Source organism: Desulfofundulus australicus DSM 11792, from assembly GCF_900129285.1.
In the GTDB taxonomy this organism is placed as follows: Bacteria; Bacillota; Desulfotomaculia; order Desulfotomaculales; family Desulfovirgulaceae; genus Desulfofundulus; species Desulfofundulus australicus.
The window spans coordinates 1-24,992 of sequence record NZ_FQUW01000039.1 but is presented as its reverse complement, the minus strand read 5'-3'; the positions used below and the strand labels follow the sequence as shown (position 1 = coordinate 24,992).

The 24,992-nt window shown below is 56.2% G+C and carries 27 protein-coding genes and 1 pseudogene; 18 read left to right on the top strand and 10 right to left on the bottom strand.

What is annotated here, in order from left to right; all coding sequences use genetic code 11:
* The 5 genes from BUB44_RS12800 to BUB44_RS12780 form a co-directional block, all read left to right on the top strand.
* The coding region (locus tag BUB44_RS12800) for an RpnC/YadD family protein (RefSeq protein WP_479723334.1) at positions 1–459 on the top strand (459 nt) is incomplete at its 5' end.
* A 118-nt stretch (positions 460–577) separates the two neighbouring features.
* Positions 578–1,033: a VanZ family protein gene (locus BUB44_RS12795; protein WP_073166983.1), complete on the top strand. Its 456-nt coding sequence runs from the start codon at positions 578–580 to the stop codon at positions 1,031–1,033.
* A gap of 109 nt (positions 1,034–1,142) precedes the next feature.
* Positions 1,143–1,931 carry a tyrosine-protein phosphatase gene (locus BUB44_RS12790; protein ID WP_073166981.1) on the top strand — a complete coding sequence of 263 codons (789 nt, stop codon included), beginning with the start codon at positions 1,143–1,145 and terminating at the stop codon, positions 1,929–1,931.
* 72 nt (positions 1,932–2,003) lie between these two features.
* Positions 2,004–2,624 (top strand): YkgJ family cysteine cluster protein, encoded by a 621-nt coding sequence (locus BUB44_RS12785; protein ID WP_073166979.1) that lies wholly within the window; start codon positions 2,004–2,006, stop codon positions 2,622–2,624.
* Positions 2,625–2,676: 52 nt separating this feature from the next.
* On the top strand, positions 2,677–3,588 hold the full coding sequence (locus BUB44_RS12780; protein WP_073166976.1) for a hypothetical protein: 912 nt from the start codon (positions 2,677–2,679) through the stop codon (positions 3,586–3,588).
* A gap of 201 nt (positions 3,589–3,789) precedes the next feature.
* Here BUB44_RS12780 and BUB44_RS12775 read toward each other — a convergent pair whose 3' ends face one another.
* The 4 genes from BUB44_RS12775 to BUB44_RS16005 form a co-directional block, all read right to left on the bottom strand.
* The gene (locus tag BUB44_RS12775; protein ID WP_073166974.1) at positions 3,790–5,169 is read right to left on the bottom strand and encodes a nucleoside recognition domain-containing protein; all 1,380 of its coding nucleotides are present in this window, start codon (positions 5,167–5,169) and stop codon (positions 3,790–3,792) included.
* A complete protein-coding gene (locus tag BUB44_RS15475; protein ID WP_073166971.1) occupies positions 5,141–5,911 on the bottom strand; it encodes a FeoB small GTPase domain-containing protein in 771 nt (256 codons plus the stop codon). The genes BUB44_RS12775 and BUB44_RS15475 overlap by 29 nt, the downstream gene beginning before the upstream one ends.
* Positions 5,912–5,979: 68 nt before the next feature.
* Positions 5,980–6,216: a FeoA family protein gene (locus BUB44_RS12765; protein WP_073166968.1), complete on the bottom strand. Its 237-nt coding sequence runs from the start codon at positions 6,214–6,216 to the stop codon at positions 5,980–5,982.
* A 303-nt stretch (positions 6,217–6,519) separates the two neighbouring features.
* Positions 6,520–6,651 (bottom strand): hypothetical protein, encoded by a 132-nt coding sequence (locus tag BUB44_RS16005; RefSeq protein WP_278247947.1) that lies wholly within the window; start codon positions 6,649–6,651, stop codon positions 6,520–6,522.
* Positions 6,652–6,828: 177 nt separating this feature from the next.
* Here BUB44_RS16005 and BUB44_RS12755 point away from each other — a divergent pair, with 177 nt between their 5' ends.
* Positions 6,829–8,268, top strand: a complete 1,440-nt coding sequence (locus tag BUB44_RS12755) for a SpoVR family protein (protein ID WP_073166963.1) — start codon at positions 6,829–6,831, stop codon at positions 8,266–8,268.
* A gap of 252 nt (positions 8,269–8,520) precedes the next feature.
* On the opposite strand, the gene splB is transcribed toward BUB44_RS12755, so the two are convergent.
* Positions 8,521–9,666, bottom strand: a complete 1,146-nt coding sequence (gene splB / locus BUB44_RS12750; RefSeq protein ID WP_341349379.1) for a spore photoproduct lyase — start codon at positions 9,664–9,666, stop codon at positions 8,521–8,523.
* Positions 9,667–9,707: 41 nt separating this feature from the next.
* Between splB and ku the strand changes: the two genes are divergently transcribed.
* The gene (ku, locus tag BUB44_RS12745) at positions 9,708–10,571 is read left to right on the top strand and encodes a non-homologous end joining protein Ku (protein ID WP_073166960.1); all 864 of its coding nucleotides are present in this window, start codon (positions 9,708–9,710) and stop codon (positions 10,569–10,571) included.
* Positions 10,571–11,527, top strand: coding sequence for a non-homologous end-joining DNA ligase (gene ligD / locus BUB44_RS12740; protein WP_114362191.1), 957 nt, complete (start codon positions 10,571–10,573; stop codon positions 11,525–11,527). The genes ku and ligD (BUB44_RS12740) overlap by 1 nt, the downstream gene beginning before the upstream one ends.
* Before the next feature lie 582 nt (positions 11,528–12,109).
* Here ligD (BUB44_RS12740) and BUB44_RS12735 read toward each other — a convergent pair.
* The 3 genes from BUB44_RS12735 to BUB44_RS12725 are packed head-to-tail and all read right to left on the bottom strand — an operon-like array spanning position 12,110 to position 13,085.
* The gene (locus BUB44_RS12735) at positions 12,110–12,586 is read right to left on the bottom strand and encodes an Hsp20/alpha crystallin family protein (RefSeq protein WP_073166958.1); all 477 of its coding nucleotides are present in this window, start codon (positions 12,584–12,586) and stop codon (positions 12,110–12,112) included.
* A 54-nt stretch (positions 12,587–12,640) separates the two neighbouring features.
* Positions 12,641–12,862 (bottom strand): spore germination protein, encoded by a 222-nt coding sequence (locus tag BUB44_RS12730; protein ID WP_073166956.1) that lies wholly within the window; start codon positions 12,860–12,862, stop codon positions 12,641–12,643.
* Positions 12,837–13,085, bottom strand: a complete 249-nt coding sequence (locus tag BUB44_RS12725) for a spore germination protein (protein WP_165611049.1) — start codon at positions 13,083–13,085, stop codon at positions 12,837–12,839. Before BUB44_RS12725 ends, BUB44_RS12730 begins: the two co-directional genes overlap by 26 nt.
* A gap of 126 nt (positions 13,086–13,211) precedes the next feature.
* Here BUB44_RS12725 and ligD (BUB44_RS12720) point away from each other — a divergent pair.
* Positions 13,212–13,559: pseudogene (gene ligD / locus BUB44_RS12720) on the top strand (non-homologous end-joining DNA ligase LigD); the annotation flags it as partial.
* 77 nt (positions 13,560–13,636) lie between these two features.
* Here ligD (BUB44_RS12720) and BUB44_RS12715 read toward each other — a convergent pair.
* Together BUB44_RS12715 and BUB44_RS12710 are read right to left on the bottom strand one after the other, a co-directional pair.
* Positions 13,637–14,191, bottom strand: coding sequence for an ImmA/IrrE family metallo-endopeptidase (locus tag BUB44_RS12715; RefSeq protein ID WP_073166952.1), 555 nt, complete (start codon positions 14,189–14,191; stop codon positions 13,637–13,639).
* 128 nt (positions 14,192–14,319) lie between these two features.
* Entirely contained in the window at positions 14,320–14,871 is a 552-nt protein-coding gene (locus tag BUB44_RS12710; protein WP_073166949.1) for a helix-turn-helix domain-containing protein, read from the bottom strand.
* A 254-nt stretch (positions 14,872–15,125) separates the two neighbouring features.
* On the opposite strand from BUB44_RS12710, the gene recD2 reads away from it, so the two are divergent.
* From recD2 to BUB44_RS15615, 9 genes are all read left to right on the top strand, one after another.
* Positions 15,126–17,219, top strand: a complete 2,094-nt coding sequence (recD2, locus tag BUB44_RS12705; protein ID WP_083543245.1) for an SF1B family DNA helicase RecD2 — start codon at positions 15,126–15,128, stop codon at positions 17,217–17,219.
* Positions 17,219–18,415: a DUF3987 domain-containing protein gene (locus BUB44_RS12700; RefSeq protein WP_073166943.1), complete on the top strand. Its 1,197-nt coding sequence runs from the start codon at positions 17,219–17,221 to the stop codon at positions 18,413–18,415. The genes recD2 and BUB44_RS12700 overlap by 1 nt, the downstream gene beginning before the upstream one ends.
* Before the next feature lie 419 nt (positions 18,416–18,834).
* On the top strand, positions 18,835–19,119 hold the full coding sequence (locus BUB44_RS12695; RefSeq protein ID WP_073166941.1) for a hypothetical protein: 285 nt from the start codon (positions 18,835–18,837) through the stop codon (positions 19,117–19,119).
* Between the two features lie 438 nt (positions 19,120–19,557).
* Complete coding sequence (locus tag BUB44_RS12690) at positions 19,558–20,625, top strand: RRXRR domain-containing protein (RefSeq protein ID WP_073166939.1); 1,068 nt, start codon at positions 19,558–19,560, stop codon at positions 20,623–20,625.
* 203 nt (positions 20,626–20,828) lie between these two features.
* Positions 20,829–21,833 carry a helix-turn-helix domain-containing protein gene (locus BUB44_RS12685; protein ID WP_073166936.1) on the top strand — a complete coding sequence of 335 codons (1,005 nt, stop codon included), beginning with the start codon at positions 20,829–20,831 and terminating at the stop codon, positions 21,831–21,833.
* Positions 21,834–21,938: 105 nt separating this feature from the next.
* On the top strand, positions 21,939–22,751 hold the full coding sequence (locus tag BUB44_RS12680) for an HNH endonuclease (RefSeq protein WP_073166934.1): 813 nt from the start codon (positions 21,939–21,941) through the stop codon (positions 22,749–22,751).
* Positions 22,752–22,779: 28 nt separating this feature from the next.
* Positions 22,780–23,058 (top strand): hypothetical protein, encoded by a 279-nt coding sequence (locus BUB44_RS12675; protein WP_073166931.1) that lies wholly within the window; start codon positions 22,780–22,782, stop codon positions 23,056–23,058.
* 85 nt (positions 23,059–23,143) lie between these two features.
* Positions 23,144–24,412 carry an RNA-guided endonuclease InsQ/TnpB family protein gene (locus BUB44_RS12670; RefSeq protein WP_073166929.1) on the top strand — a complete coding sequence of 423 codons (1,269 nt, stop codon included), beginning with the start codon at positions 23,144–23,146 and terminating at the stop codon, positions 24,410–24,412.
* A gap of 379 nt (positions 24,413–24,791) precedes the next feature.
* The coding region (locus tag BUB44_RS15615; RefSeq protein ID WP_207545668.1) for a hypothetical protein at positions 24,792–24,992 on the top strand (201 nt) is incomplete at its 3' end.

Here is a 24,992-nt window from a genome sequence, read left to right as displayed (position 1 = left end):
TTCCTGCGCATGCTGGCCCGGATGAAACTGGACCCGGCGCGGATGGAACTGCTGGCCGTTTTTTTCGAGACATACCTGAAGCTGAACCGCGAGGAAGAAGAACAACTTTACCGTGAATTGGGTAAAATGGACAAAAAGGAGGTTGACGCCATTATGCAGATGACCACCAGCTGGTATGAAAAAGGCCGTGCGGAAGGCCGTGCGGAAGGTCGTGCCGAAGGGCGTGCGGAAGGCCGTGCCGAAGGGCGTATGGAAGGGAAGATTGAAGCCAAGCAGGAGGTCATATGCAAATACCTGGCCCGCAGGTTCGGAGTTGATTCTGCCAGTGTGCAGGACAAAGTGCAGCAGCTGACCGACATGGAAACCCTGGACCGTGTATTGGAGCGGCTGTTTGCCGCCAACTCCCTGGAAGAAGCCCGGAACATCATATGGGAGGAACTGAGCAGAGCCACTCAGTGAGTGTATCTTGAAAAATTATATTCCCCAGGGCAGGCAGTTTCCTGATCAGCGGAAATAACAGGTCGGGTGTTGCAGGTGTCATGTAAAGTTCAAAAACACTGGGTGCGATGGCTGCTGTTTGTGCTCTGTTTTCAGCCATCGCCTGTTTTTCCAGCCAGCCTTTGCCGAGCAGGACCTGCGGCCGGAGATCTGGCGCCACACTGGCCTCGTGGAGCGGGTGCGGGAACTGCCGCCGGTAAGCTTTTCCTACAGCGGCCAGCTGGTGGACAGCCGCCGTGCCCCGGCGGATTTCATCCAGTTTTGGCTGCGTAAAGGGGCGCATGTGGTGATTTACGGGGCACTGGGCCTGTCGCTGGCCGCCGCCCTGCAGGGGCTGAACAGGAAACGCTGGTTTGTGGCCGGGATGCTCCTGATTCTGGTGGCCGCCCTGGACGAGTGGCACCAGACCTTTGTTCCCGGCCGCATAGGCCGGGCGGTGGACGTGCTGGTGGACCTGGCAGGGTTTGCGGTTCTGGCTATTTTCTCCCGGCTGGCTCTGCGCGTGAAAAGGCGTCTGGCATCCTCCGGGGGGTAGGGAAAAGATTTCCGGCGGGTGGGATATATCACCTGGCGGTTTTGCCTTACCCCGGAAGGAGTTTTTTCATGCCCGTTCCTGTTCTTCTTATGCTGGAGGTTGGGTTTCCATGATTGATCTGCACGTGCACATCCTTCCCGGTCTTGACGACGGCGCACCGGATCCGGGCGAGGCTTTGTCCATGGCCTGGCTGGCGGTGGAGGACGGGATTGAATCCCTGGTGGCCACGCCCCACATCAACGGCCAGTACCGCCCGGAGCGGGGTTTCCTTCTCGGCGTCGTGGAGCAGTTGAACAACCTTCTGCTCAAGTACGGGATTCCCCTGCAGGTGCTGCCCGGGGCCGAGTACCTCCTGGAGCCGGACCTGCCGGAACGCCTGGATCGGGGAGAACTGATCACCATCAACGACGGGGGACGCTGCCTGCTGGTGGAGCTGCCGGCCGCCTTTGTTCCTCCTTATACCGAGCGGGTGCTCTATGAACTGCAGCTCCGGGGGGTTACGCCCGTCATTGCCCACCCGGAAAGGCATGCCTCTTTCTGCCGCCGCCCGGAGCTGCTGCAGGCCCTGGTTTCCCGGGGGATGGCGGCCCAGGTTACCGCGGGCAGCCTGACCGGGATGTTCGGGCGGGTAGCGGCCAGGATGGCCTTTTACTTCCTGGAGCGCGGCCTGGCCCACCTGGTGGCCTCCGACGCCCATTCCTCCACCGGGCGCAAGCCCGTGCTCTCCCCGGCCCTGGCGGAGGTGGAGCGCCGGCTGGGGGCGGAGGCCGTGCGGAAGATAATTGACAACTCCCGGCGGGTGGTGGAGGGGCAGGCCCTCTCCCTGGAGCCGGCCGGGAAGGTGCCTGCCCGGGGGAGGGGCTTCCTGCGGGCGGTCCTGGAAAGGTTCCGGCGCTGAAAAAGGAAGGCACGCCGCCCTCCCGGCCGTGGTATAATGGTCGGGAGAAAAATATTTTACGGAGGAAAGATGATGTCCGGCATGAATATCGATTCCTGCATCCGGTGCGGTACTTGCTGCCGGAAGGGCGGGCCGGTCCTGCACCACGAGGACAAGGAGATCCTGCGGGCCGGGTACCTGAGCTACCGGCACCTGGTGACCATCAGGAAGGGTGAGCCGGCCTTTGATCCCGTCTGGGAGGAGGTCAGGCCGGTGGAGCGGGAGCTGGTGAAGGTGCGCGGGAAGGGTGGGGAGTGGACCTGCATCTTTTTCGATGAGGAAAACTCCTCCTGCACCATATACGAGCACCGCCCCCTGGAGTGCCGCCTGCAGAAGTGCTGGGATACGCCGGCGCTGGAGGGCCTGATCGGCAAAGACACCATCGTGCGCGCCGATATCATCAACGCCGGCGATCCCATCCTGGAAGTGATGGAGATGCACGAGAGGGAGTGCTCCTATCAGGAGGTGGAAGAGCTGCTCGACAGCCTCTCCGGGGGCGGGAAGAACCCGCAGGCCCTGGCCAGGCTGAACGAGCTGGCGCGAAAAGACCTGGCCATCCGGCTGTACGCCATCAGAGACCTGGGGCTGGACGAGGACTATGAGCTCTTCATCTTCGGCCGCCCCCTGTTCAAGGTGCTCGCCTCCAGGTTGTAGCGTGGAGGCGGGCACCCGCCCGGCCGGAATCTTTTTGTAAGGAGGGATACAGATGGATGACAATGATGACAGGCGGGTTGCGGGGAGTGATACGCCTGGAGAAAGGAGCGAGCCCGGAAAGGAAAAGAGGGTAACGGGGAAAATAATTGCCGTTTTACTGGGCCTGCTGGTTTGTGCCCTTATAGCCTGGCAGGGAATAAGCAGTTTAATGTTCAATCAAAAAGTTGAATTGCTCGGGCGGCATTTTCAAAGTGTACGGAAAAAGTTTGATCAACTGGGCAGTAATCAAGATGTAACTCTGGTGCAGGTAATTGAACAAATAAATAACATGAAAAAAGAAATTGAGAAATTAATGGCTGAATATCAAGATCTCAGTTATCAATACAGGTTTACTCTTTCCCTGCTTAAAAACACTTCACTTCAAAATAAGCTGGAAGCAAATAGTAAAGAATTGCAGGATTTGTTGGAGATTTGCGAGAAGTTAATGTCCCTGGTTCAAAGAAGTGAGCAAATTGATAAGGATCTGGCTGCATTTTCCGACTCAATGACCTGGAAGACCATTCTGGACAAAATGGACTCAATTATTGCTGAAAACAGGGAGATTAAATCAGAACTGGTCAAACTGGTTGTTCCTGAGCAGTTGGAATTTTACCAGAAAACTTTTGTTGAGGCTTTAAATGAAAAGGAATTATATCTGGTGGCTTTAAATGACTTTTTATATTCTTCCTTTAACGCCAATATAAAAGCGGAATTGGCTATTTCTACATATGAAAATGCGTACTTTTATTGGGAAATTGAGCAGGCCATCTCGTATGCCAACGAGGCCAGGGAGCTGCTCGGTCAGGCAGAGAATCAGCTGGCTGAAGCCGCAGTTCACTGGAAGCGATATAAGGAGCTGAAGGAAAAGATTAAGGAAGCAGATTCCGATGAGGAGTTAAAAGATGTAAATGTTAATTTTCTTTAGAGGTAGGAGATACCTACTGGATCTTGACACAGACACCCTGTCCAAAAAATTTTGCCATTTCCAGCTATCCGGTGGTTTAAGGGGATAGGTACTGTTATCCATAAGTTAGGATGGAAAAAGGGGAACGGGTCGAGTGCTTATTCTCTACCGTTCCCCTTTGCTTTTCTTACCCGGTAATATTGACCCCGGATTGAGGGCGGGTTACAGCAGCCCCAGCGCCCGTACCCCCTGCGCTACGGCCAGGCAGGTCAGGCACCCGGCGGCCAGCGGGATGAGCGCGCCCAGCACCGCCCACTTGATGCCCCCCGTCTCCCGGTGGATGACCAGCAGAGTGGTGCCGCAGGGGAAGTGCAGCAGGGAGAAGAGCATGGTGCAAAGGGCGGTCAGCCACGTCCAGCCGTGCTCGCCCACCAGGATGTTTTGCAGGGCGGCCAGGCTTTCCACCTCCACCAGGGTGCCGGTGGAGAGGTAGCCCATGAGGAGGATGGGCAGGACAATTTCATTGGCCGGCAGGCCCAGGATGAAGGCCAGCAGGATGAAGCCGTCCATGCCCATGGCCCGCCCCAGGGGGTCCAGCAGGCCCGCCCCCCGGGCCAGCAGGCTCTGGCCTTCCAGGCTGGTGCCGGCCAGGAGCCAGATCAGCGCCCCCGCCGGGGCGGCCACCGTGACCGCCCGGGCCAGCACAAAGAGGGTGCGGTCCAGGAGGGAGCGAACCAGCACCCGCACCGGCTGGGGCGGGCGCAGGGGCGGCAGCTCCAGGATGAAGGTGGCGGGTTCCCCGCGCAGGATGGTCCTGGAAAGCAGCCACGAGGCCAGCAGGGTGATCAGCATCCCCACCAGGACGAGCCCCGCCACGGTGAGGGTGGCGGCGAAAGGTCCCGCCGCCGGCCCGGCAAAGATGGAGGCCAGGGCGATGAGGGTGGGGAAGCGCCCGTTGCAGGGTACGAACACGTTGGTCAGCATGGCGATCAGCCTTTCCCGGGGGGACTCGATTATGCGGCAGGCCATTACCCCGGCGGCGTTGCAGCCGAACCCCATGCTCATGGTCAGCGCCTGCTTCCCCTGGGTGCCGGCCATTTTAAACAGGGGGTCGATATTGAAGGCCACCCGGGGCAGGTAGCCCAGATCTTCCAGCAGGGCAAAGACGGTGAAGAATATGGCCATGGGGGGCAGCATCACCGCCACCACCCAGGCCACGGTGCGGTAGACGCCCGTGACCAGCAGCCCGTGCAGCCAGGAAGGGGCGCCCAGCCAGGTGAGGAGTTCCGCCAGCCTCCCTTCTCCCCAGAACAGGGCCTTTGCCAGCAGCTGGGAGGGGTAATTGGCCCCCACCAGGGTGACCCAGAAGGCTGCCCCCAGGAGCAGGAACATGAGCGGGAAGCCCAGCAGGCGGGAGGTGAGCAGGTCATCCACTTTGTTTTCCCAGCTGCCGCAGGGGCGGTCCCGCCTGACTGCCCGGGCGGCAATGGCTTCCGCCTCCCGGTAAATTGTTCTCACGATGCGGTCCCTTATTTCCAGCGGGCAGTTTTCCCCTGCTGCGCCGGTGCTGGCTTCAGGTGGGGCAGTATTTAAACCGCTCACGCAGGACACCCCATTCCGCTGGTTCAAGGTATTGCCTTATGTTATCCAGAGTGCTCCGGTCGTTATCCAGGATTCTCATCGCCAGCCAGCGGGCGTTGAACAGTTCCTTGATCTCCCCGGGTATTTGCTGCTCTACCCGGGTCAGGGCATCTTCGATTTCCGGGTCGTAGACCAGGCGGCGCGGGGTGGGGACTATGCGCCCCCGCACCAGGTCGTCGATCCCGGCCTTCAGCTCGGCCACTCCCTGCCCGCTCCTGGCGGCCGTGGCCACCACGGGAACGCCCAGTTCCCGGGCCAGGCATTCAGTATCGATGAAAATATTTTTCCGGCGCGCTTCGTCCATCAGGTTGACGCAGACAATCACCCTGCTGGTGATTTCCATTACCTGCAGGACAAGGTTTAAGTTTCTTTCCAGGCAGGTGGCGTCGGCCACCACCACCGTGGCATCCGGCCGGGCAAAACATAAAAAGTTGCGGGCTACAATTTCTTCGGCGGAGTTGGCCAGCAGGGAATAGGTACCCGGCAAGTCCACCAGGATGTACTTATGGCCGCGGAAAATAAATGTGCCCCGGGCCTGGAGCACTGTTTTCCCCGGCCAGTTTCCCGTATGCTGCCTCAGCCCGGTCAGGGCGTTGAAGATGGTGCTTTTCCCGGTGTTGGGGTTCCCGGCCAGCGCAACCAGGGCGGCTTCAGGGTCCGGCTGGATGTTGAACATCTTACGCAGGTCGGTTGCCTGGGGCATAATAACACCTCGCTAGTGTTGCTGTGGCAGCGGGTGCGGGTGATTCCGGCGGGAAAGGTGCGGGTGAATCAAAGGGGGGTTACCAGCACCTGGCCGGCTTCTTCCCGGCGGAGGGCGATCAGCGCCCCCCGGATGCGGTAGACTATGGGGTCGCCCAGCGGGCCGCGCCTGACCGCCTGGACGGTTGTGTCGGGAACCAGGCCCAGGTCCAGCAGCCGGTATCTGATCATGCCCCGGGCGTTCAGGGAAATCACCCGTCCCCACTGGCCGGTGGGCAGCTCGGACAGCGGCAGGATCTTCTCCACGGCATTCCCCCTCCTTGCAGGATTTTTCCGGGGCGGCAGGTGGCCGGCGGCGGCCGGCACCCGGGCCCGCCCGGTTCTGTGTTTACTGCGTCCGGTTTTCTTTTCCCGGCGGTTATATATTACGGGTTTTAAGCGGTATTGGTTACTCCGCAGAAGAAGGAAAACAGTGGAACGGGCCGCGTTTTTCTTTCCCCCGGAAAATAAAAAAAGCGCTTCTACGCGCTTTTAAAAGAGCAGCTGTGTGACTGGTGGCGTTTCCGGATACTTGCCTTGTGCCGCTGGCGGGCGGTTGCTTTTCTCTTTTCAGGCGGGCAGCTCCAGCCTGGTAATGATGAAGTGCTTTTCCGACTCCAGGATCCTGGCCAGCTCTTCCTCATCGGCAAAACGCCAGAACACTTCTTCCCCCTCGAGCCAGGTTACCAGGTAGGGCAGCATGTGGGTCACCCCGCATTTTGTATACTTGTATACAGGATTCTTAACTTTATCTTAACAAAAAAATTCCTCCCCCGCAAGACCTTTTGTGATGAAAAAGACAATTCCGGCCATCTTCTTACATAACTTTTTTATATAAAAAACATTCCCTGGCGCGGGGATGGCTGGAGGTTGTCTTTCATGAACAGGGAAGAAATGCGCAAGCTGGAGGAAGCCGTGGAGGTAATTACCGCCAAGGCCAGGGAATTTGGCCTGGACTTTTATGATATGTTCTTTGAAATTTGCCCGGCGGATATTATTTATACCTTCGGGGCGTACGGCATGCCCACCCGTTTCTCTCACTGGACTTTCGGCAAGGCCTATCACAAGATGAAGACGCAGTATGATTACAACCTGAGCCGCATCTACGAAATGGTCATAAATTCCAACCCCTGCTACGCCTTTCTGCTGGAAGGCAATTCCCTGGTCCAGAATAAGCTGGTCATCGCCCATGTCCTGGCTCACTGCGATTTCTTCAAAAACAACGTCTATTTCAAGCATACCAGCCGCAACATGGTGGAGTCCATGGCCAGCGCCGCCGAGCGCTTCCGGGGCTACGAGATGAAGTACGGCCGGGATAAGGTGGAGGCCTTTTTGGACGCGGTGATTTCCATCCAGGAACACGTGGATCCCCATCACTTCATCAAGGCCGGGAGGGATAAAAAGGAAGAAAAGGCCGGGGAGGCCTGCGCCTGCAGCCGGGGCGGGAAGTGCGGCAGGCACCGGGAGGAGACGCCCTACGACGACCTGTGGGAGCTGGATGAACCCCGGTGCGCCGGGCATTGTGAGAAGCCCAAAAAGTTCCCTTTTGAACCGGAAAAGGATCTGCTGCTGTTTATCATGGAGCATGCCCGGGACCTGGAGGACTGGCAGCGGGATATCATCTCCGTTATCCGCCAGGAGATGCTTTATTTCTGGCCCCAGCTGGAAACCAAGATCATGAACGAGGGCTGGGCCACTTACTGGCACCTGCGCATTATGCGGGAGATAGATCTTACCGAGGCGGAAGCGGTGGAGTTTGCCAAGATGCACGCCGGGGTGATCCAGCCTTCCCGGGTGCGCCTGAATCCCTACCACCTGGGGCTCAAGATTTTCGAAGATATTGAGAAGCGATGGAACGAGCCCACCGAGGAGGAGAGGAAGAAATACGGGCGCCCCGGGGGTGAGGGGCGGCAGAAGATTTTCGAGGTGCGGGAGCAGGAGAACGACATTTCCTTCCTGAGGAACTACCTGACCAAAGAGCTGATCGAGGAGATGGACCTGTATCTGTACAAGAAGATGGGCCACGACTGGAAGATAGTGGAGAAGGATTGGGAAAAGGTCAAGGAGGGCATCATTTCCAGCCTGATCAACGGCGGCCACCCCTATATAGTGGTTGAGGACGGGGATTTCAACAAGCGGGGTGACCTCTACCTGAGACACTGCTACGAGGGCCTGGAGCTGGACGTGTTTTACCTGGAGAAGACCCTGCCTTACGTCTACCGCCTCTGGGGGCGGCCGGTGCACCTGGAGACGGTCATCGATAATAAAAAGGTGCTCTTCTCGTATAATGGGGAAAAGGTGAGCAAGAAGTTTATTTAAAGCTGCCGGGAAGCGACGACTAAAACCGGGGCACATCCCGGGAACTACTGGGCGGCCGCACACAGCCGCTCAGGCTGTCGACAAACTGTGAATGTGGCCGGTACCCGCCGAAGACCGGAGCCGGGGCCTTTCGGCCCGGCCAGCGAAACGACCTGGGAGCGACGACTAAAACCAGGGCATATCCGAAATACTGAGCGGCTGTACCCGGCCGCCGCTTCTTTTTTGGCGGGGCCCGGCCGTTTTTCCCCGGCTTCAGACGAAGTAGTCGATCCTGGCCCCGGGGAACATTTCCCTCGCCTTTGTCACCAGGGTTTCCTTTAAACGGTCCATTAAAGGCGGGGCGTAGACGTATTTCCCGTATCCGAACTGGCCGAACTTGAATTTCCTGTCTTCCTCGTCCATGGGCAGGCCGGTATGGGGGAATATGGATTTAATTTTGTTCCTTGCCCTGACGGTAAAGCGGTGGGTGATGAATTCAAAGGACAGGCTGCTGGTTCCGGGAAAACAGGCCCGGATCGTTTCCAGGAGTTCCGCATACTCCCTTTCCCAGCCCCGGTAGGCGATGACCGGGGCGATGATGAACCCCGTGGGATAGCCCGCGTCAAACACCTTTCGGGCCGCCTGCAGCCTCTGTTCCAGCGCCGGCGTGCCGTGTTCATAGGTTTTGATGACCCGGGCAGTGTTCAGGCTGAAGCGGATGGTGGTGTGCCCGCTGTGCTTTAAGTCCAGCAGGGAATCAATCCCGGTGAATTTTGTGGCCAGGCGGAAGCGGCCGTAATCCTGGGCGGCGAAAAAGAGGATGGTCCTGGCCAGCGCCCCGGTGTATTTTTCCACCGGAACCGGGTCGGAGGTGGCCGAGCCTTCAAAGGTGGTCACTTCCGGCTGCCTTTTCACTATGTAATCCCGGGCTTTATCCAGTATTTCTTCGATGTTCACATAGGCCCTGATGTAGGGTTTGCCGGGGAGGCTGCCCAGCAGGTAGCAGTACTCGCATTTTCCGGGGCAGGAAGTGGTCAGCGGCAGCTGGTAATGGGCCGAGGGCCTGCAGGTTTGAAAGTTGAGGGTCCTTCTCACGCCGAAGACCAGCGTTCTTTTGGCATCCCGGTAGCTTTCCTGCGGGTTCCTGCCGGGAATGCCGGTTATCCTGCGGGAACGGGACACCATCACCTCAGCATCGCTGTTTTTAAATAATTCCCAGAGCTGCCTGCCCAGGGGATATTCCAGGGCGTCCTGCTCAAAGATTACTCTGTCCGGGTGAAATTCCATAACAACCCCCTGCCGGTGCACATAGGTAAGCTTTATTTTATCCACCCGGGCCAGCCATAATTCCCGTACCTCGGCCCGCCCGCCCGGCGGGGCTTGCCGGGGAGTTTCATAAATTGCCGGGGTTGAGGTCATCCTAGCCTTAAAGCAACCGAGCTTCATTGGGGGTGGCGCCATTGCGTCCCATCTGGAAAGGTGCGGTCAGTTTCGGCCTGGTTTACGTGCCCGTTAAGATGTACGCGGCCACGGAGAAGAAGGATGTAAAGTTCAATTACCTGCATGAGAAGTGCAGGAACCCCATCCAGTACCGGCGTTACTGCCCCTATTGCGAGGAGGAGGTTTCCCTGGAGGAGCTGGTACGGGGATACGAGTACGAAAGAGGGCGCTATGTCATCCTGCGGGAGGAAGATTTTGAAGCCCTGCCCGGGGGAGAGGGGCATAACATCGAGATCCTGGATTTCGTGCGGCTGGAGGAAATAGATCCCATCTATTACGACAAGGCCTACTACCTGGCCCCTGCCGGCGGAGGGGAGAAGGTTTACGAGCTGTTGAAGCAGGCCATGGAAAAAAGCGGCAGGGTGGCCGTGGCCCGGGTGGCCATCCGCAGCAAGGTGAGCCTGGCTGTGCTGCGGGTGACCGGGAATGTGCTCTCCATGAGCACCATGTTTTATCCCGACGAAGTGCGGGACGCCGGGGCCATTGAGGAGATGCACTACCGGGTGGAGGTCCCGGAGAAGGAACTGCAGATGGCCGTGAATTTAATCGACAGCCTTACGGCTCCCTTCGATCCGGAAAAATACGTGGACCGGTACCGCCATGCCCTCCTGGAGTTGATCCGGGACCGGGTGGCCGGGCAGCAGGTGGCCGAGCCCGCCCGGGCGGAGGCGGCCAGGGTGGTGGACCTGATGGAGGCGCTGAAGGCCAGCATAGAAAAGGCCGAGAGGGAACGGGGCCGGCGGGGGGCCGGGGAGGAAACGGCGGAAGAAGCGGCGCCGCGGAAGGGCCGGCGGGGACGCAGGAAGGCGGCCGGGGAAGGGTAGTGGCGGAGAAGGTATCCCTGCCCCTTTTGAGGCCCATGCTGGCCGTGGCCTCCCGGCCCTTCGACAGCCCCGATTATCTCTATGAAGTTAAATGGGACGGTTACCGGGTGCTGGCCTACCTGGACGGCGGCACCCTGCTGCGTTCCCGCAACCTGCGGGATATCACGGCCACCTTCCCGGAGCTGCGGGAACTGCATAAGCACGTCCGCCACCAGCCGGCCATTATCGACGGTGAGATCGTTGTCTTCCGGGATGGCCGGCCGTCTTTTGCAGCCCTGCAGTCCCGGGGGCGGGTGGAGGATCCCGTCAGGGCCGGGAGCATGGCCCGGCGGTACCCGGCCATGGTGATGGCCTTTGACGTGCTCTACGCCGGCGGCCGCTCCCTTTTACACGAACCCCTGCGCCGCCGCAAGGAAATCCTGGCGGAAATGATTATCCCCGGGGAGCTGGTGCTTGAATCCGGATTCGTCCTGCACCGGGGGCGGGACTTTGCCGCCGCCTGCGCTGCCCGGGGGCTGGAAGGAGCCATGGCCAAGCGCCTGGATAGTCCCTACCTTCCCGGCCGCCGCTCCCCCTGCTGGCGCAAGTTCCGCCATACCAGGGAGGCCGATCTGGTCATCTGTGGCTTCCAGCAGGGGCGGGGCCGGCGGCGGCTGGGCGCCCTGGTGCTGGGTGCGTACCGGGGCGAAGAGCTCGTCTACCAGGGCAAGGTGGGCACGGGGTTCTCCCGGCAGGAGGAGGAGTATCTGCTGGAGCTGCTCTCCCGCCTGGTCATTCCCGTGCCCGCCCTGGACCTGCCGCCGGCGGAGGCCGGCCGCACCATCCCGGTGAAGCCGGTGCTGGTCTGCGCCGTGGAATACCTTGAGCTGACCGCAGAAGGCCTGCTCCGGCACGGCAGTTACCGGGGGCTGCGGCCGGACAAGTCGCCCCGGGAGTGCCGCCATATCCGGGAGTAAAAATTTTTTTTGGACTGTAACCGCTGCCGGGGCTGCTCCATAATATGGTATCAAATAGTGAAGGGAGGATTCCAGATGGGTTATGGTTTAAGCGGTGCCGGCTCCAATTTTGCCCTGATCCTTTTCCTCATCCTGATCCTGCTGTTCTTCGGCGGTGGATTTTTCTATGATGCTGCCAAATAAATCAGTTTTTAACCAGCCATGAAAAGTAACCTTTACTTTTCTTTATAAATTAACCAGAGAGGGGGGTATAGTATGGGCGGTGGTTCCTATCCGTACAGCCATTTCTCCTTCATCCTGTTTCTGATCCTGGTCCTGCTCTTCTTCGGGGATGGCATTTTCTACTGGGGTAATCCCAAGTAGAAAGTGGTGCTTCCCCGGGAGAATTACATGATCACAGGTAAGGGGGTCTAAAATGAGCGGTTCCTACTATTACGGCCATTTTGCCTTTATCCTCTTCCTGATCCTGGTCCTGCTCTTCTTCTTCGGCAGGGGACACTTTTACGGGGTAGAGGCCAGTTAAACAGTTAACAGCACAGTAAAGGGCTGCCCGGTGCAGCCCTTTCCATTTTAAAAAAAATTTTAGAGAAACTGGATGATGACGTTGTCGTTGCTGGTCTGGGGGGCCTTTTTCACCCGCACCTCCAGTAGCCCGTGGCGGTAAACGGCCGCGGCCGTTTCCGGCTTCACGGGACAGGGGAAGTTTACGGCCTGCTGGAATTCCTCCGCCGTTCCGGCGGGGAGCACGGTAATCTGGTTCCTGGTTTCCGGCAGCCTTTTAAAGCGGCGCCCCCGGATTTCCAGGCTGCCGGTTCGGACCGAGAGGTGCAGGTCCTCCCGCCTTTGCAGCCCCGGGATCTCAATTACGGTGATGATTTCATCCCCCAGTTCGTAAACGCTGGCGGGAACGGAAGATGCCCGCCCCCGGCGGTGATCGGGATCTTCCCCGTTCATTGCCGCCAGTTCCGCCAGGTTGAGCAGGGAGGGCTGGATCTTTTTGAGTATGTTTTCCCGGAGGTTTAAAAGCTGCTGCAGGAAATTGTTTTGCTCGTCGTTCACCGCCTGTCCCCCTTTCCCATCCTCTGGCCTCTTTGCGCCGCGGCCGGGGCCCGGTTACCGGATGAATTCCGGTTCCAAATTCAGATCGCCCACAGCCCGGGCTGAAAGATCGTACCGGTTAATTATGGCGATGTTCAGGTCGCCCACGTTGAAGGAACCCTGGTCGGCGGAAATGTCCGCTGAATTTTTGGGGGCGGAGATGTTGATTTCTCCCAGGTTGAAGGTCCCTCCGGCCTGGATTTGATTTATCTTAAAGGTGCCGATGATTAAAGGCATGGCCAACTCTCCCCGGATCTGTTTGGGGTCCGGGTACCCTTTCCCCCGGCGGCTTTCCCGGCGGTGGGGTGCCGTAAATATTCCCGTCACCGGAGTTCAGGGAACCCGGGCCGGCCTGGACCGACATTTCGCTGGTGGGCAGGCAGACCACCCGCTCGCCCACGATCAGCGTGCCGCCGGACTGGATGCTGTTGACTTTGATGGTGCCGATGATAATGGTCACCATATGCACCGCCCCGGTAAAGGCCTTTGTGTCAGGATATGTTTTGAAGGAAAATTTAGTTCCTGGCGGACATTTTTGTTTGGTGACGGGGTATCCCGGCGCATAATATGGTGAGGGGGTAAAAAAATGGACCGGTGGGTAAAAGATATTTCCGGAAAGTCCCTTTTTTTGACCAACCTGGACAAGCTGTTCTGGCCGCAGGAGGGGCTGACCAAGGCCCACTTGATCAAATATTACAGCGATATCGCCCCCTTTTTGCTGCCGTATATCCACAACCGGCCCCTGGTTTTGAAGCGCTACCCCGACGGGATAGAGGGGGAGGCTTTTTACCAGAAGGAGTGTCCGGATTACGCCCCCGGCTGGGTGGAAACTTTCCCCGTGCACCACGCGGAAAGGGTGATCAACTACATCATCTGCAACGATCTGGCCACCCTGCTCTGGCTGGCCAACCAGGCCTGCATTGAAATGCATGCAACAAATATTTGCCAAGAAGGGGTGATAACATAAGAAACCCCCGGAACGAAGCTTCTGAGCTTGTCCCGGGGGGAGAATTATTTTTTTTGCTGCTTCCGTAGCGTCCCTACTTGCATGTTAACAGCGATTTTTAACTCGCCCAGCCTGTTCAACATGGCTTCCCACGACACCTGGAAGAGATCTTTTAATTCCCCCACTTCTCTCATGTTTAATACCGGTGAATCAACTGCACTGTACACCCACTCTTTTGGCATCAGCAACTCAGATACGAATATATCGCACTCCCGGTCCAGAATATAAAGTTCTTTCTCCCCGAGCAGATCAATTGCCTGTCCCATCACTATGCGGTTTACGGGATATATTTCAAAATGCTTCAGGTAGATGTGGGCAAACTCGTGTGCAAAGGACCACCTGTCCCGGAACTCGTTTCCCGAAGGCGGGAGGAAGATTATATATTTCCCTCTGAACTTTACCGTGGTGGGTGCCTCCAGGTCGAAAGCGTACTCTCTCAATACCTTGTACTGCTCAAGTATTTCTTCAATGGGCACAGGAGGGCCGGGTATGGCCAGTTCTTTCAGCAGCATTCGGGCTTTAGCACGGGCATACCCGCGTCTGACGCTGGTAGGCAGCATGGACAGGAGACCCCCTTTATGTATTTCTTTTTTTCCGGAAAACGGGCAACGCAGAAAAGAACATATGTTTTATTTTTGCCGTATTCAAGAAAATTCCTGCCCAAAAAATCCGACATTTTTCGACAGGCTTAATCCAGCTTTCCTTCTTCCGCCATGGATTTGAGCAGGGTCTTGATTATATTGCGCTCTTTTGGGGACAGCTTCCGATACAAGCGCCTGATCATGAGAACCTCTTCGTATTCCTCACCCTCCTCCAGGGCGATGCCTGTAGGCTCGTCAGTTTTACCCAGCAGATAGTCGACAGAAACTCCCAGGTAAGCTGACATGTTGAGTAAAGTTTCTACGGAAGGGAAGGTGTAGCCGTTAAGAAAAGAATAGACGGTTTTGGGGGCTATCCCTGCGCCCCACGCCAGGTCGGTTACCCGAATGTCGCGCTCCTTGATTAACTGCCTGAGCCGTCTGGCGAATGGGTTCTTTTTGTCTTTGTCCCCGGACTTTTCTTTGTCCGGCTCATTGAATTCTTCAGTTAGTTCTCTGGCTGTTTTTCCGAGTTTTTCTCCAGCTCCCTCTTCGTCCTCCACTCCTATTTCTTCGGATTTCTTCTTGGGAATGTCGTTCCCTGCACCGCAGTCTCTGGCCCCGGGAAACTCTATTACCTTGTTTTCTCTGTTATCGTTCATTGAACCTCACCCCCCTTAATAAAAAAATCTCCCCACACTGGAATTTGGGGCTTGATTTTTTACCATAAGGTAAGTATAATTAGCTTAACTAATGTACTCCTCACGATGAGCAGGGCCTAATAGCGCCCTGAAGATGTAAAAAAGATGTCACAATAATGACCAACCATTACCCGCCTTAAATGGCGGCTTTATTTTTTGTATTCCCGATTATATCACAAAGAATACTTCCCGGTCAAAAAAAAGGGGGGGCAGGTTTGGAATATACAGGTACAGTTGCTAAATGTATCTACAGCGTTCCCGGTTTTACCGTATTCAGGTTCCGCACCTCTCAGGGAGAGTTCACCGCACTGGGTAAGCTGGACGACATCCGGGAAGGTGAAAAGCTCTACCTGAGGGGTTCTTTTGAGAATCATCCTAAATTCGGCAGGCAGCTCAAAATTGAGTCCTGGGAAAAAATAATACCCACCGACCGGGACGAGGCTGTAGAACTCCTTTCTTCAGGTATAGTAAAAGGGGTCGGACCTGCCACGGCGCGGAAAATAGTGGACGCCCTCGGTCCCGGTGCTGTCGAAAAAATACTGGAAAATCCCGATGTATTAAACAGCATTAAAGGGCTGGGAAAGAAGGCGCCTAAAATCGCCCGTTCCATCATGGAGACTTACTCCGCCCAGCGGGCGGTAAAAGAACTGGTCTCATTCGGGATGACGGTCAACGCCGCCCAGAAAATCTACAGGGCCTTCGGCCGGCAGGCTCCCGAGCTCGTGAAGCTGAACCCCTACTGCCTGACCGAAGTCGACGGGATGGGTTTTTTGAAGGCCGACGAAATAGCGCAGAAAATAGGTGTGAAGAGGGATTCCCGCTTCAGGGTGGAGGCGGGCGTTTTATTTATCCTGAACGAAGCTCTGTGGAAGGAAGGCCACACTTATCTCCCGGTTGAAAAGCTTTTAGAAAAAACCCTGGCCCTGCTCAACAAGGAATACGACTGCGTAACCAGAGAGCAGGTCCTGGAAGCGCTCAACCACAGCGACATCAAAGCGCACACCAGGGGAATATCGCTGGCCTGGGCCTACCGCTGCGAAAAGGATATCGCCGAAAACATCGGGCGCCTGCGCGGAAAACTTTCTGCCATTGACCCCGAGCCCGTGATTGCGTGCTTCGAGAAGGCGCACGACATAACCCTTACCCCCGGCCAGAGGGAGGCAGTGAAGATGGCCGTGAACAGCGGGCTTTCCATTCTGACCGGCGGCCCGGGCGTGGGCAAGACGGCCACCGTCAGGGCCGTCGTCCACGTGTTCGAAAAGCTGTTCCCGGGGAAGGAAATCAGGCTCGCCGCACCCACGGGCAGGGCGGCCCGCAGGATGGCAGAAGTGACGGGAAAACAGGCGTGTACAGTACACAGGCTTTTAGGAATCGACCGCTCCGGGAAACCCGCTTTCAACAGGAACAACCCTTTAGACTGCGGTCTGCTGATAATCGACGAGACTTCGATGATGGACTGCTTCCTGGCCAGAAACGTCCTGAACGCCGTAAAGAAGGGGACCAGGGTGCTCTTTGTGGGCGACCCGGACCAGCTCCCGAGTGTGGGACCGGGCAGCGTGTTGAAGGATATACTCTCCTCGTCCGTACCCAAAGTGACCCTGACCGAAGTATTCAGGCAGGCGGCCGAATCGCAGATAATAACCAACGCCCACCGGATCAACAGGGGGCTGCCGCTCCTGATCGACAGGTCCAGAACGGACCTTTTTTTCATCGAGAAGGACGAGCCGGAAGAAATCGCCCGGAGCGTAGTGACCTGGGCCGCAGGTCTTTCGCGCAAGGGGGAAGACGTGCAGGTGCTATCTCCCAAAAAAGATGGTTTCTTGGGCACGTGGGAACTGAACAGGTTGATCCAGGAAGCGGTAAACCCTGCGGGCAGGGAAATAAAATACGGGAACCAGACCTTCCGGGTGGGCGACAGGGTCATACAGACCAGGAATAACTACGAGAAATACGTTTTCAACGGAGACATCGGGGTGATAAAGAGGATCGGCAGCAAAGTCGAAGTGCAGTTCAACGGGGATGTGGTTCCCTACAGCTACGACGAACTGTGGGAGCTTGAACTGGCTTACTGCATAAGCGTGCACCGCTCCCAGGGTTCCGAGTTCGGTACGGTAATAGTTCCGGTGTCGACGTCCCACTACTTCATGCTGGCCCGCAATTTGCTGTATACTGCCGTTTCCAGGGCGAAGAAGAGGCTGGTTTTGGTAGGCTCCAAAAAAGCCCTGGCCATGGCGATAAAAAACGACAGTCCGGTGAAGAGATATACGATGCTCGGAGAGTTTCTTAACGCGGGGGGGACTTACTGGTAATGACAGTTAAACTTAAAGAATCAAGCTTTAGAGCCGCGAAACTCCCTGTAAGGGGAGTTTTTGTATCTGATTACGTGGAGTGGGCCTCACGGACCACAGATGCTCCCCTGCAGTTTCTCGTTGGGGGTGCCCTGTCCTGTATGAGCGCGGCGGTCGGCAGGAATGTTGTCTTAAACAACAGGCTGTACCCTAACCTCTGGCTGGCGCTCATGGGCGAATCGACGTTGCTGCGGAAATCCACCAGCGTTTTTCTGGCACGGACTTTGTGCCAGCATGCCGGCGTCAGCACCTTTCCGGACAGGCTCACCCCTGAGAGCTTTTACGAATCGCTGTGCAGATACCCGCAGGGTCTTTTCGCCCTGAGCGAACTCGGCGGGTGGTTGGGTTCCCTGAACCGCAGCTATGCGGCCGGATTTAAGCAAGACCTGACAGAACTTTACGACTGCCCATCTGAGTTCCGCCGGATGAGGAAGGATAAAAAAGGCAAGATCCTGGAATTCAGGATAACCAACCCCTATATATGCATCCTCGGCGCGAGCACGCTGGAATGGTTCGAGCAGCACGTCCAGGGCGACGATTCCAGTGGAGGATTCCTGCCGCGCTTTCAGTTCATCCTGGGGAGCCCGCGGGAACCGTACCCCATACCTCCAAAGCTGGAATTACCTGAAAAGCTGATCAATTTTTTGAGCAGCCTGGTAAAAACCAGAGGGCACATAACGCTGGATGAAAAATCAGGAGAAGCGTATGAAGCTTACGTGAACTGGTTCCGTAATTTCCGGGAGAAGCTCTGCGACGCGCCGCCCGAGCTGATACCTTACGGGGCGAGGATTGAGACCGTCGCTTTGAAGCTGGCGGTTCTGTTTGAGGCTGACAAAAAACCTGGGAAAGTACTGAATTCCCTGTCGGTAGAAGCTGTGGAGAGCGGGTGTGCTTATGCGGAATGCTTTTTCGAAAATGCCAGGGCGGTCATTGAACGGCTGGGGTTCAATAATTTCGAGCGGTTATGCCGCCGGGTCTATACGGTAGTAGAAAAAAGCCCTGGGATTACCCAGAGGGATATACTCCGGTCTGTCTGTATGCCCAAAGCCGCATTTGAGGACGTAATCACATACCTTCAGGATTCCGGCAGGATAGTTAGAATGATGTCCAAGCCGGAGGGCCGGGGGAGACCGACTGTAAAATATTACCCGTTATGACAGAATTATTTATGTCAGTAATTTCGTCAGTAAGCGGCACTGACACAAATAACCCAGTAATATCAAGGCTTCCCGGTATTTCGTCAGTATTTATGTCAGTCACGTTCCTGACAGTTATAACCCTTGAGCTGCAAGGGTTTGAGGCCAATTTAGGAATTGTGTCATTTTTGTCATTGTATCCCCCCCACCCCCAGTACCAATACTAATAATAATATACAATAATAGAAAATAATGGAAAAAAGTGATTTATGGGTATATAGGGAGGGGGGGGTGGAGTAAAAGACAAAAATCAACTGACAAAAATAGCTCAGCCCTACAGCCACAAGGGTTATAAATGTCAGAAGCCCTTACTGACAAAAATACTGACACAAATCAGATTTACCAGAGATGTTTAATATTGGTAAAAAGGTGGTGTCTTTTTGGTTAAAAAAGATCCTGTAGAAAAACTTTTTCTTGAATGCCTGGACGAGCTCGTTGAACTGTCAGAAGTGGTTGTGGAAGAATGGAGCAGCCCGGACGTAGTGCAGGAATACTTGCAGAACGTCGTAAACGGGTACTACGCCAGGCTTCAAAAGATAAAGCGGAAGAAGGAAACGGGACCGCTTTCAGACCTGAGCGCCCGGCTGTACTGCAGGCGCCGGGAAGAGCTGACCAGGCAGGAGCTGGCCAAGAAAGGGCTGCTTGAACCTCCGACGACTGAGTGATCGTCCTTGCACGCCCTGCGTAATGCGGCCATGACCGCCGGGCCCCTTGGCTTTCAGGCACCGGGCGGTCTTTTTCAGTTAACTGGCAAAAACTGTGTGTAATGTTCTTGTAATGCACGGAAGCCGTCAGTGACCCCACGGCTATAGCCGGGGGCTTGCCGGTGGTAAACTGGTAGACTTCCGGTTTAATCGTGGGGTGGGATGGCGGTACTCCCGGCAACAGCTGACTAGATGGCTTCCCGGAAGGGGAGCAGGCGCGCCGGGTGGACTGAGAAGCGGTCCGGGATGTTTCGCTAGTCTCGGGTAGCCGCGGCCGAACCGCTCAAGGCCGGAACCATAAGCGCATGGTCGGAAATCATGTGCGAAGTCCTCCGGGCAGCGTCGAAGCGACCGCAACCTTCGGGGCCGCAATCGGCCCTCCGAAAGGGGGAATGTTTTGTGGAAAAAGAAGTCAAAAAAGCGTGCGCGTTATATTTCAGCGACCGGATACCTGTCATCTCAAGAGATAGCAGGCCGCTGATGCCCTGTAAACCGTCGAAGGCGAAAAAGCTGCTTAATTCCGGCAAGGCCGAGCCCCGGTGGAGTAAGCTGGGCCTGTTTTATATTCAGCTAACCATCGAGATAACGTCCGAGTACAACGCAAACCAGTATTTCATCCTGACCAACGACCCCGGCTCCAGATTCGACGGCTTCGCCCTGGCCTGCAAGTACGTCCAGCTTCGCATTATGGCAATCATGCCCGAGTACGTTCATGAAAAGATGAAAAACAGGAGGGAGTTACGCCGTGCGAGGCGCTACCGCAACACCAGGAGGAGGCCGGAGCGTCCCAGGAGTCCCGGTCCAGACTGGATAGCCCCCAGCCAGCTGGCGAAAGTACTGTTCCGGTTGGCGATAGTCCGGGAACTGTGTAAACTGTTTCCGATAAAGCATTTCATTGTTGAAGATGTGAAATTCGACTACTACAACAAGCGGTGGGGCAAGTACTTTTCCATGGTGGAAATTGGGAAGGGGTATTATTACCGGGAACTCCGGAAACTGGGTACTCTTGTTCTGGTAGAGGGTTGGCAGACCAAGCTCTGGCGGGAGGAAGCCGGTTTGAAGAAGACTTCCCGGAAAGACGCATTAACTCCCGAATCACACGTCAACGATGCGGTGGCCATGCTTTTGGGTTTGGCCGGGTGCGAACCAGACGAAAGGGCACCGTTTTACATCCTGCGGCGGCCTGAATTTGCCAGGAGGAGTCTGCACCGGCAGAACTTTCAGAAAGGCGGAATCAGACCGAGGTTCGGGGGTACTTGCAGTGGAGGTTACTTCCGCAAGGGCGACTACGTGGAGGCGGAGAAAGCGGGGAAAATCTACCGTGGTTGGGTGTGCGGGCTGCCGACGGAGAAGACCCCACTGGTGGGCGTGATGGACGCCCGGAGAAAGCGCATTGGGCAGTTTATACTGTCAAAGGTACGCCTGCTGAGGCGGTCGGGAAATATTTTGTGGGAAAGGATTATCTGAAGGGGAAGGCGCCTCCTCCCCATGCCTGAAGGCAGGGGATTCCGGCGCCTAAGATTTTCGTTGACAGTTACCATTTAGTAATAAATCTTTCTTGACAGTTACCTTTTGGTAAGTTATAATTACCATAGTGTAATAAAACTGAGCCTTTTGTCTGGTGTGAAGAGAAGATTGCGGACCGGGAAAGGCGGTGGTTTTTTATTGCCATGAAAAGCCAAAAAAGATGTCACAATTATGACCAAGACCTGATAAATCAGGTCAGGGAAATGAAGCTGCAAGGTTTATCGGACTCACAGATAGCTAAAAAATTGGGGGTGGCGAGGAATACTGTAGCAAAGTGGAGGAAAATCTGCAATATAGGGTCCGCCCCGAGGGGGAAATCTTCCACGGTAGACGTCGACCTGCTGGTACGTCTGCATGAGAAAGGTTATACCGACGGGGCGATAGCGGAAATGATGGGCATTTCCCGCACACTGGTGGTGAAGGTTCGCAAAACTTTGGGTTTACGACCGAACCGGAGGAAGGGGGAGCGCGGTCCCGGCAGGTTGCGTGAAAATGTGCCGCTGTACCAGGAGGCGCGCCGGATTTTGAACGATCCTCTCACGGCCAGGATAATCTACGCGGCTGCGCGGGAGTATCTGAAAAGGGTCAGGAACGACGAAAACCTCACTGAAGAAGAAAAACAGCGCGCAGAGACAATCGCGTGGGCCACTACAATCATACACCCCGGAAATATTCTCCATCCAAGTCCTCCAGCATACACATCTCCAGCCGAAAAAACGAATATGACACACATAGAATACGCCCTGAAGTTAGAGCACCGGAACGACTTTGCGGGCGTGTGCGGAGCGCCGTCGCCTGTGCTTCTGGAAGCGGCCCTACAGATCAGGGGGACAGAAGAAGAGGCGGCGGCTCTGGCTGAATACGTGCAGTATTCAGGATATGTGAACACACATAAAACCGTAGCGGAAATAATGGCGGAAACCCACCGGTTGAATAAGAGACCGGAAGACATAGCTTACTGGCATGGGGTATGGGATGAGCAGGACATGAAAGCGCGGGAATGGGCGCCGGTGAAGGAAGGAAGGAGGATTAGAAGATGTGTTTACAGGATAAGCGAGAAACGGATCACGAACGGTAAGAAAGGTAAAGGAGGAGGGTACCAAAATACAGAAGCCCGGAGGGCGTATCTGGGAGCGATGGGGTACTGAACAGCCGGTTTGTCACCGGTTTTTTTGTTGCCCTGGACGCCTGCTGTTGCAGGCGCGGGGCCTTTTTTGTGGGAAACGTACAGATATTTGGGGAGGGCAAAGTTCATGCTGGAGAAGCCGGCGCGGATAACTGACTGGGGAACAATCGATTCGGTCCGGGGTGAGCGTTGCGAGTACTGCGGGAAGCCGGGTCTGGTAGAAGTGCACCATATCAGGCCCCGGAGTAAAGGAAGAAGGGATATCCGGCCCAACTTGATTTCCCTCTGCTGGAAGTGCCACCGTAAGGCTCAGGCACACGAAATAGACCGGCTGGAGCTGGTGCAGCTGGTTGCCAAGCGGGAGGGCATGACGCCGGAGGAAGTATGTTTGGCTATAGAAATACCGGTGCCGGACACGTTCCCGCTGCTCAAGGCCCCTGACGCCCGCGAGTGCAGTCTGGACGAGCTCCTGCAGGCGTACGCGGACGCCGAAAAAGCGGAACAGACGTGCCGGTGGGCGAAGGGCGAAATTATCGAGATGATGCGCTCGATGGGGTTGAGCTACCGGAAGATAGCGTCGCTGGTGGGCTGTTCGGAGTCCACGGTGAGGAAGTACGCGAAGACCTACCGGGCGTTCCCGGACGAGAGCGTGCGCGTGCCGGAGCTCAGCTTCGAGCACCACTGGGCGGCGGCGAACAGCTCCGACCCGGCGAAGTGGATAGCCCGTGCGGCTGACGAGCACTTGAGCACCCGGCAGTTGAGGAAGGCAATTCTGGAAGAAGAGGCCAGCAGTGAAGTTAAGGCGGCTGCGGGTGCTGAAGAGGAAAGGGAAGTGCGTGAAGCAAGGAAAGTTGCTGAAAAAGTCGAGAAAATTATCGCCCGGGGAGGACCTGGTGCTGAACTCCTGAGAGAGAAGCTCAGGGAACTGCTTGACATCTGACGATGTATTACGGGAAGGGCGGTGCGGCGTGTTTAAGGAGAGACAGTGCCCGGGATGCTACGGTTACCTTGATTTTGATGGTTCCTGTCCGGTATGCGGGGTGCGGGCGGGACATAAACGCCTGGTATTGGGCCGTGTGCGCAGGCGGCACCACCGGCAGAGGATAATCGCCAGGCGGCAGAACATCGTCAAGTACGTCTGGCGGGAGGCCAGCCGGTACTATTTTGTCACGGAAGACGGGGGATTCGGCAGCCCGCGATTTTACGATCTGCCGCCGGGAATGCTTCTGACTTCAGTCAGGAGATGAAAGGCGGCAAACATTTTTTGTCGAACATCCTTTCTGCCCCGGTCGGATTATGGCACAATTAACCAGGGAAGGGGGTGAAATCCCGGTGAGCAAACTCAAGAAAAACGCCAATAAGAAAATTGGTGCTCCAGGAAACGAAAAGTCCAACCTTCTGGTGGAGAAATTTCCGGTTGACCTGGGTATTTTCGAACCTCTCGCCCGGGAACTCCAGAGGGAAGCCGCCAGAGTTTGGAATACGGTCTGTAGTGTACACCGGACGCTCTACATCAGGAACCACGTCTGGCTGAACGAAGCGGGTATGGATGATTTTGTCAAGGGCAAATTCGACCTGCTTCACTCCCAGTCTGTCCAGGCCGTTGTCAGCACGTACTACGAAGCGTGGGAAAGGACCAGGGAGTTGAGAGAAAAAGGCCACACCGACTGGAGATACCCTTACCGGAAGAAATACTTCTTCACGGTCACCTGGAAGAGATCGGCCATAAAACACAGGGGAACCTATCTTAGGCTTTCCAACAAGCGCGGGGTGAAGTCGCTGGAGCTGGAACTCCCGGAACACTTGAAAGGCGCCGTCATCCACCAGGTCCAGCTTGTCTGGCACCGCAACGGGTACTGGCTGCACGTGACGGTGGAGAAACCGGCCCTGCCCGAAGTCCAGGGCGACGTTTATGCTGCAGCCGACCCGGGCGAGGTCCACGCGCTGGCCCTGACTGACGGCGAAGAAGCGCTGGTGATCAGCGGCAGGCTGCTCCGCTCCCTGGCCAGGCTCCGGAACAAAGAGCTCCGGAAGTTTCAGCGGGCCATATCCAGGACGAAGAAGGGTTCCCGGCGGAGGAAGAAGCTCCTGGCCGCCAAGTATAAATTCCTGAACTGGATAGAGCGGCAGATGGAACACATCCTGCACGCCATTTCCGCCATTGTGGTGCGCTGGTGCGAAAAGAGGAAAGTGAAGAAACTCTTCTACGGCGACCCATCCGGCGTACGGGAGAAGGACTGCGGCAGGAAATACAACCAGCGGATGAGCCAGTGGCCCTTCGGGTGGTTGAGAAAGTTGGTTGAGTACAAGCTGAAGCTCCGGGGCATTGCAGTTGAAAAAAAGGAAGAGCACGGCACTTCCGGCACCTGTCCGAAGTGTGCGGGCTACACGAAGCAGTCTGGCCGGGTCTACAAGTGCGGCAACAAGGACTGCGGCTTCACCGGTGTTCACCGGGACGTTGTGGGGGCTTCCGGGATTCTGGATGTGAACCTGAACGGGGAGTTCACGAAAGACCGTAAGCTGCCCGGAGAGGTGATCTACGTCAGACCGGTGCTGAGAAAGGTGAAGCAGCGCAGGAAAAAACATAAGACAGCCGCCTGAAGACGTATCTACGATGAGTAGTAGACGCCCCTGAACCGGGCCGGGCTGCGGCAACGCAGTCCTGTGGCCCGCTGAGTGGATGTAAGACCGTGCTCAGCACGGCATTCCATCAATGAAGCGGGAAACTCCTGATTGAAGGCGGAAGCTTTCGGGTCACCTGGCCTGGAATCTTCCGACTTTAGTCGGGAGAGGTTCAAGATGTTGTGGGATACGACAGCTACTGGAACCGCTCTGTTGATTGTCAATAGAATTGACCCACTATGTGCAAATAAAATTGACCCACTGCAGAATAAAAATAACCAGCATTGATGCCCCCTAATGAGACGAAAATTTTGCCTGGCTCACTTCGCTCGGCCTTGACAGGAGCCGGCAGCAGCCGGTGCAGGGATACACTGGCGAGGCGGCGGCGATGGGGAGCATGATGGGGTTAAAGAACCGCCTCGCTCCAATCCATTGTACCGGCTGCTTCCACCTATCAAGGCAGGCAAAATTTTCGCATTTCAAAAGGGAGCTCAGCTCAAGCTCAAAAGAGCATGAAGTTATGGTTTTCCATATTAACGGTTGCTTGCTGCTTTCAGCT